We start from the raw sequence: 14563 nt of genomic DNA on the forward strand, positions 1-14563 counted from the left end.
GCAAGGAAAACCCATAGATTTGTTGATAACTTGCAACATTTGTTAATAAAGAAGCACATTTTTAACTAATTTATTATAATATCAGTCATACTAAGGGTTTAGCGTAGTTTTGCCTCTTTATTAAAATTATATCCATTTAAAAGCGATTTTGCATCCATAGTTCGTTTTCCTGGAAGCTTAAGTTCTAATATTTTTATAAATCCCTCTTTTACAGCAACTTTAAGTGTTGTTTTATCACTTATAATAGTTCCAATTTCCAAATTGTGGGTTTCAATGTCTTTCTCAGCTTTATAAATTTTAATGTCTAAAATCTCATTATTGTTGTGTAATTCGCACCAAGCTGCAGGATATGGGCTTAATCCTCTTATTTTGTTATATATATTATCAATAGTATCTGTAAAATCAATTTTGCAATTGTCCTTATTTAATTTGTATGCAGTTTTAGAGATAGCATCTTCTGGTTGAGGTGTCGTTTTTATGTTTCCTTTTTCAATCAGTTTTATAGTGTCTATTACTAAGTGGCTTCCTATATCCATAAGTTTGTCATGTAAGCTTCCAGCATTTTCGGTTGGATCAATCTCTATTGCTTGTTGTAATAGCATTGCGCCAGTATCAATTTTTTCGTCAATAAAAAAAGTAGATACTCCTGTTTTGGTTTCACCGTTTATAATTGCCCAATTAATTGGTGCTGCACCACGATAGTTTGGTAATAAAGATGCATGTAAATTAAAAGTTCCGTGTTTAGGCATGTCCCAAACTACTTTTGGCAGCATCCTAAAAGCTACAATTATTTGAAGATTAGCTTGTAAAGCTTTTAATTCTTTTAAAAAATCCTCATTTTTTAAATTGGTAGGTTGTAGTATGTTTAAGCCTTTGTCCTTAGCAAAAACTTTTACAGCAGATTCGTGCAGTTTGCGTCCACGTCCTGCTGGTTTGTCTGGTGCTGTAATTACACCAACAACATTATAATTATGTTCTAAAATGGTTTTTAAGGTCGCGACAGCAAAATCTGGCGTTCCCATAAATACAATTCTTAGGTCTTTATTCATATGTGTTTTAATTTGTAACGGTTTGTTTTGGTGACTTCAATTATATCTTCTTCTAACAACATTTTTAAAGTGTTGTTTATAGAATCTTCATTATAAGGTAACAATTTATATAATTCTTTAGATGATTTGTCGCCAGTTTCTAAAGTTTTAATAATGTTGTTTTTTACTGCTTTGGTATTAATTTTTTGTTTCGCTTTCGCTGAAATACATACAGAACAGATTCCGCAGTCATTTATATCTTTTTCACCAAAGTATGTTAGTAATTGCACACTTTTACAGGTGTCGTTATTATTAACGTATTCTAGTACTGCTTTAATTTGATTTTGCTTTAAGGTATTTTGTTGTTCTATAGTACCTGCAATTCTGTTGATAGTTTTATCGTCTTCTCTTGGTTGAATAAAGGTAACTTGAGCGTCTGTTTTATTAATTTTTAATTCTATAATAGTATCTTTTTCCAATTGTTCTAGTACCTTGATTAATTTATCTTCTTGCATTCCGGTTTTATCAGAAATTAAACTACTATTAATTTTTGTACTATGCTCAAAAATACCACCATAAGTCCTTAAAATAGATTTGATTACTATTTCAAAACTTTTATGAGATTCTAAATAGTTAAAAAGTTGACCACTAGAAACTATAAACTGGACTTCTATACGTTTATTAAACTGTTTACTTAAAGTTATTATACTAGATTTATCTAAAATCTGAAGCACATTAAAGGTGGTCACCGTATTAAACTTATAGGTTTTGCAAAAATCGTTAAAATTAAAATCAAAAGTCTGGTAAACACCTTCACCATAAGAGATTTGAAAATAATTTGATAATTTTCTATACACAGTTTTTACAAAGTCTACAGTAGGTAAAACGTTTAAAAACTGGTTATTTAAAACAGTATCATCATTTTTACTTTTCAAGATTACTGCATATGCTTTAGCTTGATTACGTCCAGCACGTCCAGCTTCTTGAAAATAACTCTCTATACTATCTGGTAAATTAATATGTATCACTGTTTTTACATCAGACTTATCAATACCCATTCCAAAAGCATTAGTAGCAACAATCACTTGTTTTTTGTTATGCATCCAATCCTGTAAATGTTGATCTTTAACAGTGTTATTTAATCCACCATGGTAATAAGTGCTACTAATATTTTTTTGTTCTAAATATTGACTTATTTCAAGGGTTAATCTTCGGTTTCTAACATAAATTATGGAAGATTGAGGGTTTTTATTAAGAATTGCTTCTAGCCTAAAATATTTATCCTCTTCTTCAAAAACCATATATGCAATATTGGGTCTGTAAAAAGATTGTTTAAATACTTTTGGAGCTATAAAATCTAGTTCTGTAATAATGTCCTCAATGACTTGTGGTGTTGCACTTGCAGTTAATGCAATAACGTTTACTGTTGGATGTAATTGACGTAAAATAGAAATGTTTTTATAAGACGGTCTAAAATCATTTCCCCATTGACTGATGCAATGGGCTTCATCAACAGCAATAAGGTTAACGTTCATTTGTTTAATTCTGTCCTGAACCAATTCTTGTTGCAAACGCTCTGGAGATAAGTATAAAAACTTATAATTACCATAGATACAATTATCCAACAAGGTGTCTATTTCAGAATTTGAAATTCCGCTAGTAAGCGCAATTGCTTTAATACCTTTATTCTGAAGTGCATTAACTTGATCTTTCATTAATGCGACTAAGGGAGAAATAACAATGCAAATTCCTTCTTTAGCCAACGCAGGAATTTGAAAACAGACACTTTTTCCACCACCAGTTGGTAATAAAGCAAAGGTGTCTTCACCTTTTATTGCAGCATTAATTATATCTTCTTGTAAAGGTCTAAAAGAGGTGTAAGTCCAATAACGTTCTAATATGTTTATTGGATGCGCCATTATAGGGCTTTTACGACGTCTAAAATGTGTTGCGCTCTGGTTTCGATACTACCAAACGGAACGTCTTGTAAATTGTAATCGTATTTTTTATAGGTATTAAGTAAATGTTGGTGTATTAATTTAGCTTGCTCAAAGCTTTCATAACGCACTACATCACTTTTGTATATTTCTTGCCAAGGTGCTAAAATAAAGACATAATCATAAGTATTTAACGCACAAGATTCTGTAAAATTTTCAGGATAGTCTTCGTTTACATAATCCATATATGCCACAACGTCAGGTATTCCTCTGTCTAAAAACACAAATTCGCTATCACTATGTTGTGCTTCAAAGTACTGTTGTTCTCTACCTTCTAGTAGTAATTTGCTAAACAGTAATGGGTCGGTTAAAAATAATTGTTCTATCCCTTTTTCTCTAGCTTCAAGGGTTACTTGCCTTGATATTTCTTCGTAGCAAGTGTATCCTCTTTTGGTTAGTTCGTTAATAATTGCCGATTTACCAGTACTTGGACCTCCTGTAATAACTATTTTTTTTGCTTTCAAATGACATAATTTAAGTGTAAAAATCCGAAATTAATTCATTAAAAAAAAATCTAAACAATTTGGTATATTTGTTGCTTATAATTTTAGTATGAAAAATACACCTAATCAAGAAGAGTTTTACTCAAAATTAAAATCTCAATTACAGGACACAGCGATGTGGCCAAACGAGTATTTATATAAATTTATTGTGATTTCTAGTCATACAAAAATTACTCAAGTAGAAACTATTTTTGATAATATGGGAGCAGTTATAAAAACAAAAGAATCTAGTAACGGAAAGTATACTAGCGTTTCTGTAAATGTGAGAATGAAAAATCCCGACCATGTTATTGAAAAGTATTTAGAAGTTACAGAAAAAGTAGAAGGAGTCATTAGCCTTTAGTTTTTTTTTGTATTTTGCACAAGCATTAATAACTACGATGCTACACATATAAATTCTACACTTTTTTTATTTTGATAGACGACATAGAGTACAACACAGAGCGTGAACATTTAATTATTCCAGAGTATGGACGCCATATTCAAAAAATGATTAACTACGCAAAAACACAAGAATCCAAAGAAGAACGCAATAAATTAGCTAAGTCTATAATTGCAGTCATGGGAAATATGCAACCACATTTACGTGATGTTCCAGATTTTCAGCATAAACTTTGGGATCAATTATTTATCATGTCTAATTTTGAATTAGATGCAGATTCACCATTTGGTGTCCCATCTAAAGAAGAGTTGTCTGAAAAACCAGAACCTTTAAAATACCCACAAAACTTTCCTAAGTATCGTTTTTACGGTAACAATATAAAAACCATGATAGACGTTGCTAATACATGGGAAGAAGGAGAGATGAAAGAAGCTTTGGTCTATACCATTGCTAACCACATGAAAAAATGTTTTTTAAATTGGAATAAAGATACTGTAGAGGACGACGTGATTTACGATCATTTATATGAGTTATCTGGTGGAAAAATTAATTTAAAAAATTCTGAAGAAGATCTTACTGATGCTTCACGTTTAATGAAAGCGTCTAGCGGAAAAAAATATACAAGCAATAAAAAAGGATCTAATAAGAAAAGCAATAACCAAAACCGAAACCGAAAAAGATATTAAACGTATTTATGGGAACATTTAAAATTGAAGGTGGGCACCAATTAAAAGGAAACATCCAACCTCAAGGCGCAAAAAACGAAGCATTACAAATATTATGTGCAGTTTTACTAACTCCAGAAAAAGTAACCATAAATAATATACCTGATATTATTGATATTAATAAGCTAATAGCTTTATTAGGTAATTTAGGTGTTAAGGTTAATAAAATATCTGAAGGGACTTATACCTTTCAGGCAGACGAAATAAATTTAGACTACATGCAAACTGCCGATTTTAAAAAAGAAGGTAGTGGTTTAAGAGGGTCTATTATGATGGTTGGTCCTTTATTAGCACGTTTTGGTAAAGGATATATCCCAAAACCAGGTGGTGATAAAATTGGACGTCGTCGTTTAGATACGCACTTTGAAGGGTTTATAAATCTAGGTGCTAAGTTTAGATACAATCGTGAAGAGTATTTTTATGGTGTAGAAGCAGATAAGCTAATCGGTACAGATATGTTGTTAGACGAAGCATCTGTAACTGGTACTGCAAATATTGTGATGGCTGCAGTCCTTGCAGAAGGTACAACAACCATTTACAATGCAGCATGTGAGCCTTATTTACAGCAGTTATGTAAAATGCTGAATAGAATGGGAGCAAAAATATCTGGTGTTGGTTCTAATTTATTAACCATTGAAGGAGTAGATAGCTTAGGCGGAACAGAGCATACTATGCTACCAGATATGATTGAAATTGGAAGTTGGATTGGTTTAGCTGCTATGACAAAATCCGAATTGACCATTAAAAATGTGAGTTGGGACGACCTAGGTCAAATCCCTAACGTGTTTAGAAAACTAGGTATTACTGTCGAAAAACAGGGAGACGATATACATATTCCTGCACACACTAATGGGTACGAGATACAAAACTACATTGATGGCTCTATACTAACAATTGCAGATGCACCTTGGCCAGGATTTACGCCAGATTTATTAAGCATTGTTTTGGTAGTTGCTACACAAGCTAGAGGAGAAGTGCTAGTGCATCAAAAGATGTTTGAGAGTCGTTTATTTTTTGTAGATAAATTGATAGATATGGGAGCAAAAATAATCCTATGCGATCCACACAGAGCAACCGTTATGGGTCACGATTTTAAATCGCAACTAAAAGCAACAACTATGGTGTCTCCAGATATTAGAGCTGGAATTAGCTTGCTAATAGCAGCTTTATCTGCAAAAGGAACAAGTACCATACATAACATCGAGCAAATAGATAGAGGTTACCAAAAAATAGTTGAGCGTCTTCAAGCGATTGGAGCAAAGATTGAACGTTTTGAAGGGAACTAAAAAACTATAAATAAAACACATAAAAAAGCTTCAATTTTAATTGAAGCTTTTTTTATATCCTTAGGCGGAATTAAGAGGTAGTATTCTCAACTTATTTCAATTTGTTGTTTCATTCAATCTTTAAATGTACTATCACAAGTTAATTTTATTTAAAAGATTCTACCCAACCGCTTCCTTATAAACCTTTAAACAACGTTCTCTAGCTTCTTTGTGGTCTACTATAGGCTCTGGATAGTTTGATGTTTTGTATTCTGGAACCCACTGTTTGATGTACTTATGGTCTTTATCAAACTTGTCTATTTGTGTAGTAGGATTAAAGATTCTAAAATATGGTGAAGCATCTACACCAGAACCAGCAACCCATTGCCAGTTTCCAACATTTGAAGCCATATCATAATCATGCAGTTTTTCAGCAAAATAAGCTTCTCCCCATCGCCAATCAATTAATAAGTGTTTACATAAAAAACTACCCACTAACATACGCACACGATTGTGCATAAACCCTGTTTGGTTAAGTTGTCGCATACCTGCATCTACAAGAGGGTAACCTGTTTTTCCTTCGCACCACGCTTTAAATTCGGTTTCGTTGTTACGCCAATCTATACGGTCGTATTTAGCTTTAAACGCTTCCTCTTTGGTGTGTGGAAAATGCCATAAGATCTGCATAAAAAACTCACGCCAAATTAGCTCTTGCCAAAAGATTTCATTTTTTTCAGCTATAGCTTTTTTTACCATTTTTCGGATACTAACTGTTCCAAATCGTAAATGTGGTCCTAACCTAGACGTGTTGTCTTTAGCAGGAAAATTTCTAGTCGCTTCGTACTCTTGAATTAATGTAGGTGTAACAGTATAATCTTTAATCTGTTGAGATGATGTTTTAAATCCCATATCAGATAAACTTACATTAGGTAATCTGGTGTGTTCTATAAGGTTATCCAGATAAGAGTTGGTGTAATAAATTTCTAGATCGTGAGATTTAAATTTCTCTTTCCAAACACGCATATAAGGTGTGTAGACTACATAAGGGTCACCATCTTTTTTTACGACTTCATCTTTTTCAAAAATAACTTGGTCTTTATAGGTCTTAAACTCAATATTATGGTCTTCTAATAACGATTTGATAGAGTTATCTCGTTCTGTAGCGTAAGGTTCATAATCATGATTTGTAAACACAGTATTAATCTGGTAATCGTCAATTAGTTGTTTAAATGTGTTTTTTGGCGTACCATAAAACATCGCTAAACTACTGTTGTGCTGGTCTTGTAGTGTGTTACGCATGTCTTGAAGCGTTTCAAAAATAAAGGTAACACGAGCATCGTCTTCTGGTAATTTATCTAATATCTCTTTATCAAAAAAAAATATGGGTAACACTGGGTAATCAGATTTTAAAGCCTTGTAAAAGCCAAGATTATCATCTAATCTTAAATCGCGTCTAAACCAGAATATGTTTACTTGTTTTTTCAAATTAGTTGGAATGTTTAAAGTATTAAAGTTAATAAAGTTTTATTTGATAATAAGTTATAAAGTTCTAGACTACGCTTGAATAGACAAGAGTTATTTTTCATATTTACCAAACAGTTCTTCAAGCTTTTTAGTTCTGTAATTAAAGATTTCTTCTAATTTAGGTTTTACCAGAATAGGATGTACCAATTGCCCTAAAATACCCAAAGGAATTTTATAGTCTATAATATCCTCCATCTCTACACCACCTTCAATGTCTTTAATAAAATGCTTATGATGCCATAAGGCATATGGTCCAAAACGTTGCTCGTCTACAAAATATTCGCCTTCTTTGGTATGTGTAATTTCTGTAACCCATTTGGTTTTTATACCTAACACAGGTGTAACAATGTATTGTATGATTTGCCCAGCAAACATTGGTCTGTCTGCACCAGATAGAATATTAAAACCCATATAATCTGGTGTGATAGTTTTAAGATTTTTTGGGTCTGATAAAAACTTCCAAGCTTCTGCTTTGGTTATTGGTAAGTTTTGTTTTTTATGTAATCTGTAAATTTTCATAATTCATTTTTTAATTTCCGCTTAAGTGAAAAATTTCTAATTATTAAATAGAATATAGGCATTAAGTGAAGTAGCTATTAAAAGCCACACCATGTATGGAAGTAGCAGATAGCTTACATTTTTTATGACTTTTAAATTACTGAAGAAAAAAGTAAAAATAACAACGGTTAAAGCAGATATGACTACCAAACCTAAAGCTATTTGATGCTGATTGAAAAACACATAATTCCAAATGACATTTAAAAACACTTGAAAAGTAAAAGCTAATCTAAGTTTTACGGAATCTGCTTTTTGAAATAAATAAACTAAATAAACTGAAAAACATATCATTATGGTTGTCCAAGCCACACCAAAGACCCAACCTGGAGGTGTCCATGGTGCTTGATTTAGGTTTGTGTACCAATTAGATTGTGGTCCATTGTCCATAAGCCAGCTTCCAAATGCCAATCCACCAAAATTAATGACTAAAAAAAGTAATAGAGGTTTTAATAATTTCATTATAAATATTTTGTGATTTTTAAACTGTTTGGATTAGTCATTGAGTAGAAATAATCTATCAATTGACCTTCTGGTCCAACTAAATATTTTTGAAAATTCCATTTAACTTTTGAATTGCTGACTCCGTTTTTTTGCTTCTGGGTTAACCATGTATATAGAGGATGCTGCTTATTGCCTTTTACATCTATTTTTTGAGTAATTAAAAACGATACACCATAATTAACTTGACAAAATTCTTCTATAGCATTGGCATCTCCTGGTTCTTGATTTCCGAATTGATTACAAGGTACACCAATGATCTGAAGTTTGTCTTTATACGCTTCTTGTAGTTGTTGTAAGTCTTTGTATTGTGGTGTAAAACCACATTTTGAAGCGACATTTACAAACAATATATGTTTGCCTTTAAAGCTATTTAAGTCTATAGGTTTGCCTTGTAAACTATTGATTTTGATATCAAAAATAGAAGTAGGTTTGATGGTATCAATATCTGATTTTGACAATAGGGTAGCAGCAAATGCTTTAAATGGGTTCATAATCTTATATTTTAAAACTTACAATTCCGCAATCCATTTCAAAAATTTGTCCTGAAATAGAAGCAGCTTTAGTGGATGTTAAAAATGCTGCCATATCTGCGACTTCCTGCGGATTTAAAAACTTTTTAAGGGGATGACGTTCAGTCATATTTTCAACCATCTTCTCATTACGAAGTAGCTTTGAAGCCAATTCTGTATCTGTCACAGTTGGTGCTATAGCGTTTATCCTAACGGTTGGTGCTAATTCGGCTCCAACAGATTTAACTAAACCTTCAACAGCGCTTTTAGAAGCAGCAACACTTGCATGAAAAGGCATTCCTAATTTAGAAGCAACTGTACTAAATAATACAATAGACGGGTTTTGACCTTTTTTAAGCGGATCTATATATTTTTGTATTGCTTTTACTGCGCCAAGTACATTAATTTCAAAATCATCTCTAAAATCGTCTAATTTTAAACGTCCAATAGGTTTTAAATTAATACTTCCTGGACAATAAATTAAAGTATCTATGTGTTCTATATCTGGTAAATCTTCGGTTAAAACATCACAAGAATGGTGAGTTAAATTTTCATGAGACATCTCAGGAGCAGAACGACTAATATTGGTAACTTTGTGTGTGTTTAGAAAGGTTTCCGTAATGGCTTTACCGATACCTTTACTACCTCCAACAATAACTAAATGTTTCATTTTTTTTTGGTTTTTAGGTATAAAAAAAGCGGTACTACACAGTTTTATGCGCCAAATAGTACCACTTTTTATAAGTGTTTATGTAATTTTTCTTTTTTTGTTTATGCTGCAGATGGTCTACCTTTTAGACGCTTTTCAATTTTTTGCTTGATTACCGTTAGGCGTTTCATTAGGTCCATTAATTCTTTATCTTTATTTTCTTTATAAAGTTCATTAACTCCTAAGATTAAATCTTTTACTTCTCTTGCAGCTATAATCCTGTCGCTAGTGGTTACAAATTTGTGTTTTCTGTCTGCAAACTCTAATGCTTTTTCTACAATACTCATAATCTTACTCTTTTAAATAATTCTGTAATTCGGCTATTTTCTGTGGTGTATTAAATTGTCCACCATAGAAGGTTGTCACTGTTGCAGAAGATTCGTCTTTAATGCCTCGTGACGATACACATAAGTGCTTAGCATCAATAATTACCGCAACATCGTCTGTTTGTAAAGTTGCTTTTAGGTCTTCTGCAATTTGATTTGTTAAGCGCTCTTGTACCTGAGGACGTTTAGCATAATACTGTACAATTCTGTTTAATTTTGATAAACCTATAACTTTTCCAGAAGAAATATAGGCTACGTGAGCTTTACCTATAATGGGCACAAAGTGATGCTCACAGTTGGAGTAGAAAGTAATGTTTTTCTCCACCAACATTTGATTGTATTGGTATTTGTTGTCAAATAACGCAATTTTTGGCTTATTTTGAGGGTTTAATCCAGAAAATATTTCATCAATATACATTTTAGCTACTCTATTTGGAGTTCCTTTAAGAGAATCATCTGTTAAATCCAATCCCATTACTTGCATAATTTCTTCAAATAAAATAGCAATTCTTTCTTTTTTTTCAATATCAGAAAGCTTGAAAGCATCTGCTCTCATAGGCGTTTCTAAACCAGTATAGAGGTGGTCATCTCCAATCTCTTCTACATCAAATCCGTTTAAATTGTGACCGTTTGTTTTTACTAATGGTTGTCTCTTGTTCATATATTCTTTTTTAATTGCTGTATTTAGTGATACTAAATCAAAGCAGTGTTTTTTTATCTAACGTTTAGATATCTTATTGTGTGTAATTTGTTTTTGCCTAGTACACTTAAAGCGTCCTTCTTCAAATGGTCTTTTTTTACTGTGTTTAGTACTTCTTCCTTGTATTCTTGCTCTCCATAACCTAAAACTACTGGGTTTCATTTCGCGTCGCATGAGTTGTATAACTTCTTGCTCTTTAATACCAAATTGAAATGTTATAGCATCAAATGGAGTGCGATCTTCCCAAGCCATTTCAATAATGCGGTCTAATTCTTCAATTGTAAAATTTGTTGTCATTTATAGTGGTGAAAAATTAAACTGTTCGTCATATTTTACTTTTTCGTTTAATAGCTTATCAAAAAAACTTTTATTCTCTTTGAACGTTTTATTGTTTCTAAAATGAATAAATTTTCCGTTTGAATGAATACTAGTTCCATTAACTTTATAAATGACTAATTGATAATACGGAATAACCCAAGCAAAGTTTTTTAAGCCTTTAATGATATGAATGATGATCCCTCTTGGTCGTAACTCTATATTACCATAATTAATATCATCTATTGTGTTCAAAATTGATGCCATATTTGGACTTACTTCATCAATTATCATTCTTTTAGATCCAACTCCTTTCATTCTTACACTTTGTAAAAAGCTAAAAGGTTTACCTACCAAATCGGTGATAAGATTTTTATTTTCCTTACTTGTATGTGTTGTATTTAAAAGCAATGTTATTTGTATTTACTCAAATGTACAAAATGTTTAACCTTTTATAATTAATCTTAAACAAAATTTAACATTTATAAATTGCTTTACATATAGAATATTAGAAATTATCTGGATTTTTAATAATTTGTTGAGCTCTGTCTTTTATGCTTTTAAGTTGTTCATTATCCATTTTATCCAACAAGCTATACATCATTCCCATTCTAAAATTATTGCTTAGTTGTGGTCGTTTGTCATCTAAAAAGTTCCAATACAAACTATTAAATGGGCATGCTTTTTCACCTAATTTATCTTTTTTGTTATAATAGCAATTATCACAATAGTTACTCATTTTACTAATGTAGCTTCCGCTAGACACATAGGGCTTGGTGGCTATTTTACCACCATCTGCAAACTGGCTCATTCCTCGTGTATTAGGTAGTTGTACCCACTCGATCGCATCAACATAAATACCCAAATACCAAGCATCTACATCATCTGGGTTAATTTGTGCTAATAAGGCAAAATTACCAGTTACCATCAACCGTTGGATATGGTGTGCATAACCATTATCTAAACTATTAGTAATAGCTTGTTTTAGGCAATTCATTTTGGTGTTTCCGGTCCAGAAAAATTCTGGTAACTTATTGGTGTTTTCTAGATGATTTAATGATTTGTATTCTGGCATCAACGCCCAATACATACCACGCATATACTCACGCCAACCCAATATTTGTCTTATAAAACCTTCGACTTGAGAAATATTTATGTCTTCACCATGTTTACGCCAATAATTTAAAACAGTATCGACTACGTTTTTGGGTGAAACAATTTTTAGATTTAAAGCAAAAGATAACCTAGAGTGAAATAAATACACTTGGTCAGTATGCATGGCATCTTGATAATCTCCAAAATGTATGAGAAGCTCTTCACAAAAATACTTAAGTTGGTCAAGCGCTTGAGTCCTATTTATAGGATAACTAAAGGTTTTAGTGTCAAACTTACCAATGGTTTTGATATCTTCTGTTTCCAACATCTTAACAATATCTTCAACATCGTTTTTATAGTATTTATAAGTTGGTATGTCGTGCTCGCCTTTCCATTTGTTACGGTTGCTTTTATCGTAATTCCATTTGCCTCCTTCGGGTTGTCCAGCTACCATTAAAATGTCGTGTTTTTTTCGCATGTCACGATAAAAATTCTCCATTAAAAATTGTTTTTTCCCCTTGAAGAATGTTGCTAAATCTTGTCGTTTGGTATAGAAATGTTCTGTTGAATAGACATCGGTTTCAATATCTAAATCTTTACAAAAAGTTGATAGTTGCTGGTCTAATCGATACTCGTCTGGTAATTGGTATTCAAATTTTTGAATGTTGTGTTCTTTAATTAATAAACTTAAGTTTTCTGTTAGATTTTGCGTGTTTTTATTATCGTCTAACTTATAATAAACAACTTTACATTCTTGCTTTTCTAGGTGTTGCGCAAAATCGCGCATCGCAGCAAAAAAGCCAATGATTTTTTGGATGTGATGTGTGACATAGTCGGTTTCTTGACGCATTTCAAATAGACAATACACGTAATTATCTTGATTGTTTTTATACCAACTGTGTTTGCTGTTTAGTTGGTCTCCTAATATGAGTCTTAGTGTTTTCAATGGTTTTTTAGATTAGTGTTGTCTTCGACTGCGCTCAGACTGACAAAGTTTGATTAGAATAAGGTGTTTTGAAGCCATAAGCGTTGGTAATTTCCTTTTGCATCATAACGCTCAGCTTGAAGTTTGACGTTAAATTTTCGGTCTCTTGGATCGTTGCCAACTCCAGCTACATATAGCCAATTACCATAGTTGCTATGTACATCGTAATCGATTAAAAGACTTTCAAAATAACTTGCTCCAATGCGCCAATCTAACTCTAGTTCTTTTGCAAAATAGCTGGCTACGTTTTGTCGTCCTCTATTACTCATCCAACCTGTTTTTTTTAATTCTATCATATTGGCATCTACAAAAGGCTCACCAGTAGTACCATTTATCCAGTTGTCGATTTTATTTTTATTGGTACTCCAGTCATACTCTTTATTTAAAATTCCTTCTAATTTAAAAATTTGATTTCCATGTTTCATCGAAACATACTTGAAGTAGTCGCGCCAAATAAGCTCAAAAATGAGCCAATAGGTCGAGTCGTTTTTAACGTGTTCTTTTTCAAAATGTTTGACTTCCCAATAAATACGTTTTGCAGAAAGACTTCCATTAGCTAACCACGTTGAAAATTTGCTACTAAAGTCTATACCAATTAAACCGTTACGTGTTTTTTTGTAAACACTTAATTTTTTGGTTTCAAAAAAATAATGATTTAAGCGTTTTAAGGCTTCAGTTTCTCCGCCTTTAAAAGGGAAAGCTGAATTTGCATGTGTATCAAACTCACAAAAACCTAAGTCTTTTAAGGAAGGAATTTGTGTATTATTTTTGATATTAAAGTTGTCTTTTTCTTCTGAAATAGTTTCAGTTTCAGGTCTTACTTTGCTGTATTTTTCAACCTTTTTTCTAAAGTTAGTAAAGACTTGCGGAATATTTTCAACATCAATATTGATATCTTTTGGATGATATAAAAACTGATTGTAAGTGTCATGTATTTGAATGGTTTCTGGGAATATCTTTTTGACTTTAGTTGTAATATCTACTTCCTCTTGTGTCCATTCTTTTTGTAAATAAATCGCATCAAAATTAAAGGTGTCATTTAATTTTGAGATACAAGTTTCAGTATAATCAAAATAGGTGAAAAGTTGAATGTTTAGTTTGGCTAATTGTGTTTTTAAATCTGTAATGGTTTCGATTAAAAATTGAGCTCTGAATTTTTCAGTCTTTTTAAAACCAAAAGGAGTTGTTTCAAATTGTCTTGGGTCAAAACAATAGATTGCAACCACGTGTTGACTGTTTAATATAGAATTTGTGATGGATGCATTATCATGGGTACGTAAGTCGTTTCGGAACCAGATTAAGCTATTTTTGTTTTGTTTCGTCTGCATTTTTCGCTACAATATTTTACGTCCTCCCAATTCTTTTCCCATTTTTTGCGCCAAGTAAATGATAAACCACAAGTGTTACAGGTTTTAGTGGGTAGATGTTGTTTTTTAATAGA

The 14563-nt window shown here is 32.0% G+C and carries 18 protein-coding genes; 3 read left to right on the plus strand and 15 right to left on the minus strand.

The annotated features are described in order from the left end of the window. Nucleotides 1-98 precede the first annotated feature (98 nt). From fmt to LY08_RS04150, 3 genes are read right to left on the minus strand one after another with little or no spacing between them, the layout of a single operon-like run. A complete protein-coding gene (gene fmt / locus LY08_RS04140; RefSeq protein ID WP_111659172.1) occupies nt 99-1049 on the minus strand; it encodes a methionyl-tRNA formyltransferase in 951 nt (316 codons plus the stop codon). Continuing rightward, nucleotides 1046-2947, minus strand: a complete 1902-nt coding sequence (locus LY08_RS04145) for a RecQ family ATP-dependent DNA helicase (protein WP_111659173.1) — start codon at nt 2945-2947, stop codon at nt 1046-1048. The genes fmt and LY08_RS04145 overlap by 4 nt, the downstream gene beginning before the upstream one ends. Then, entirely contained in the window at nt 2947-3489 is a 543-nt protein-coding gene (locus LY08_RS04150; RefSeq protein ID WP_111659174.1) for an AAA family ATPase, read from the minus strand. The genes LY08_RS04145 and LY08_RS04150 overlap by 1 nt, the downstream gene beginning before the upstream one ends. 88 nt (nt 3490-3577) lie before the next feature. Between LY08_RS04150 and LY08_RS04155 the strand changes: the two genes are divergently transcribed. The 3 genes from LY08_RS04155 to murA all read left to right on the plus strand — a co-directional run bounded on the left by LY08_RS04155 (nt 3578) and on the right by murA (nt 5921). After that, nucleotides 3578-3871, plus strand: a complete 294-nt coding sequence (locus LY08_RS04155) for a DUF493 family protein (protein ID WP_111659175.1) — start codon at nt 3578-3580, stop codon at nt 3869-3871. A gap of 71 nt (nt 3872-3942) precedes the next feature. After that, nucleotides 3943-4596: a DUF4290 domain-containing protein gene (locus LY08_RS04160; protein ID WP_111659176.1), complete on the plus strand. Its 654-nt coding sequence runs from the start codon at nt 3943-3945 to the stop codon at nt 4594-4596. Between the two features lie 8 nt (nt 4597-4604). Then, on the plus strand, nt 4605-5921 hold the full coding sequence (murA, locus tag LY08_RS04165; RefSeq protein ID WP_111659177.1) for a UDP-N-acetylglucosamine 1-carboxyvinyltransferase: 1317 nt from the start codon (nt 4605-4607) through the stop codon (nt 5919-5921). Nucleotides 5922-6080: 159 nt separating this feature from the next. On the opposite strand, the gene LY08_RS04170 is transcribed toward murA, so the two are convergent. The 12 genes from LY08_RS04170 to LY08_RS04225 form a co-directional block, all read right to left on the minus strand. Further along, nucleotides 6081-7385 carry a cryptochrome/photolyase family protein gene (locus LY08_RS04170; RefSeq protein ID WP_111659178.1) on the minus strand — a complete coding sequence of 435 codons (1305 nt, stop codon included), beginning with the start codon at nt 7383-7385 and terminating at the stop codon, nt 6081-6083. A 90-nt stretch (nt 7386-7475) separates the two neighbouring features. Beyond that, on the minus strand, nt 7476-7943 hold the full coding sequence (locus tag LY08_RS04175; protein WP_111659179.1) for an SRPBCC family protein: 468 nt from the start codon (nt 7941-7943) through the stop codon (nt 7476-7478). A 36-nt stretch (nt 7944-7979) separates the two neighbouring features. Beyond that, nucleotides 7980-8441: a TspO/MBR family protein gene (locus LY08_RS04180; protein WP_111659180.1), complete on the minus strand. Its 462-nt coding sequence runs from the start codon at nt 8439-8441 to the stop codon at nt 7980-7982. Continuing rightward, nucleotides 8441-8974 (minus strand): glutathione peroxidase, encoded by a 534-nt coding sequence (locus LY08_RS04185; RefSeq protein WP_111659181.1) that lies wholly within the window; start codon nt 8972-8974, stop codon nt 8441-8443. Before LY08_RS04185 ends, LY08_RS04180 begins: the two co-directional genes overlap by 1 nt. A 4-nt stretch (nt 8975-8978) precedes the next feature. After that, entirely contained in the window at nt 8979-9662 is a 684-nt protein-coding gene (locus LY08_RS04190; RefSeq protein ID WP_111659182.1) for an SDR family NAD(P)-dependent oxidoreductase, read from the minus strand. Nucleotides 9663-9763: 101 nt separating this feature from the next. Next, nucleotides 9764-9988, minus strand: a complete 225-nt coding sequence (locus LY08_RS04195) for a hypothetical protein (RefSeq protein WP_111659183.1) — start codon at nt 9986-9988, stop codon at nt 9764-9766. A gap of 4 nt (nt 9989-9992) precedes the next feature. Further along, nucleotides 9993-10688, minus strand: coding sequence for a GTP cyclohydrolase I FolE (gene folE, locus LY08_RS04200; protein WP_111659184.1), 696 nt, complete (start codon nt 10686-10688; stop codon nt 9993-9995). 57 nt (nt 10689-10745) lie between these two features. Beyond that, complete coding sequence (locus LY08_RS04205; protein WP_111659185.1) at nt 10746-11024, minus strand: TIGR03643 family protein; 279 nt, start codon at nt 11022-11024, stop codon at nt 10746-10748. Further along, on the minus strand, nt 11025-11360 hold the full coding sequence (locus LY08_RS04210; protein WP_317046873.1) for a hypothetical protein: 336 nt from the start codon (nt 11358-11360) through the stop codon (nt 11025-11027). 190 nt (nt 11361-11550) lie between these two features. Further along, nucleotides 11551-13083 (minus strand): cryptochrome/photolyase family protein, encoded by a 1533-nt coding sequence (locus LY08_RS04215; protein WP_111659187.1) that lies wholly within the window; start codon nt 13081-13083, stop codon nt 11551-11553. 53 nt (nt 13084-13136) lie between these two features. After that, nucleotides 13137-14450 carry a DASH family cryptochrome gene (locus LY08_RS04220; protein ID WP_111659188.1) on the minus strand — a complete coding sequence of 438 codons (1314 nt, stop codon included), beginning with the start codon at nt 14448-14450 and terminating at the stop codon, nt 13137-13139. Beyond that, nucleotides 14420-14560 (minus strand): DUF2256 domain-containing protein, encoded by a 141-nt coding sequence (locus LY08_RS04225; protein WP_211305917.1) that lies wholly within the window; start codon nt 14558-14560, stop codon nt 14420-14422. The genes LY08_RS04220 and LY08_RS04225 overlap by 31 nt, the downstream gene beginning before the upstream one ends. Nucleotides 14561-14563 lie beyond the last annotated feature (3 nt).

The sequence above is a fragment of the Olleya aquimaris genome, assembly GCF_003259525.1.
GTDB classification, from domain to species: domain Bacteria; phylum Bacteroidota; class Bacteroidia; order Flavobacteriales; family Flavobacteriaceae; genus Olleya; species Olleya aquimaris.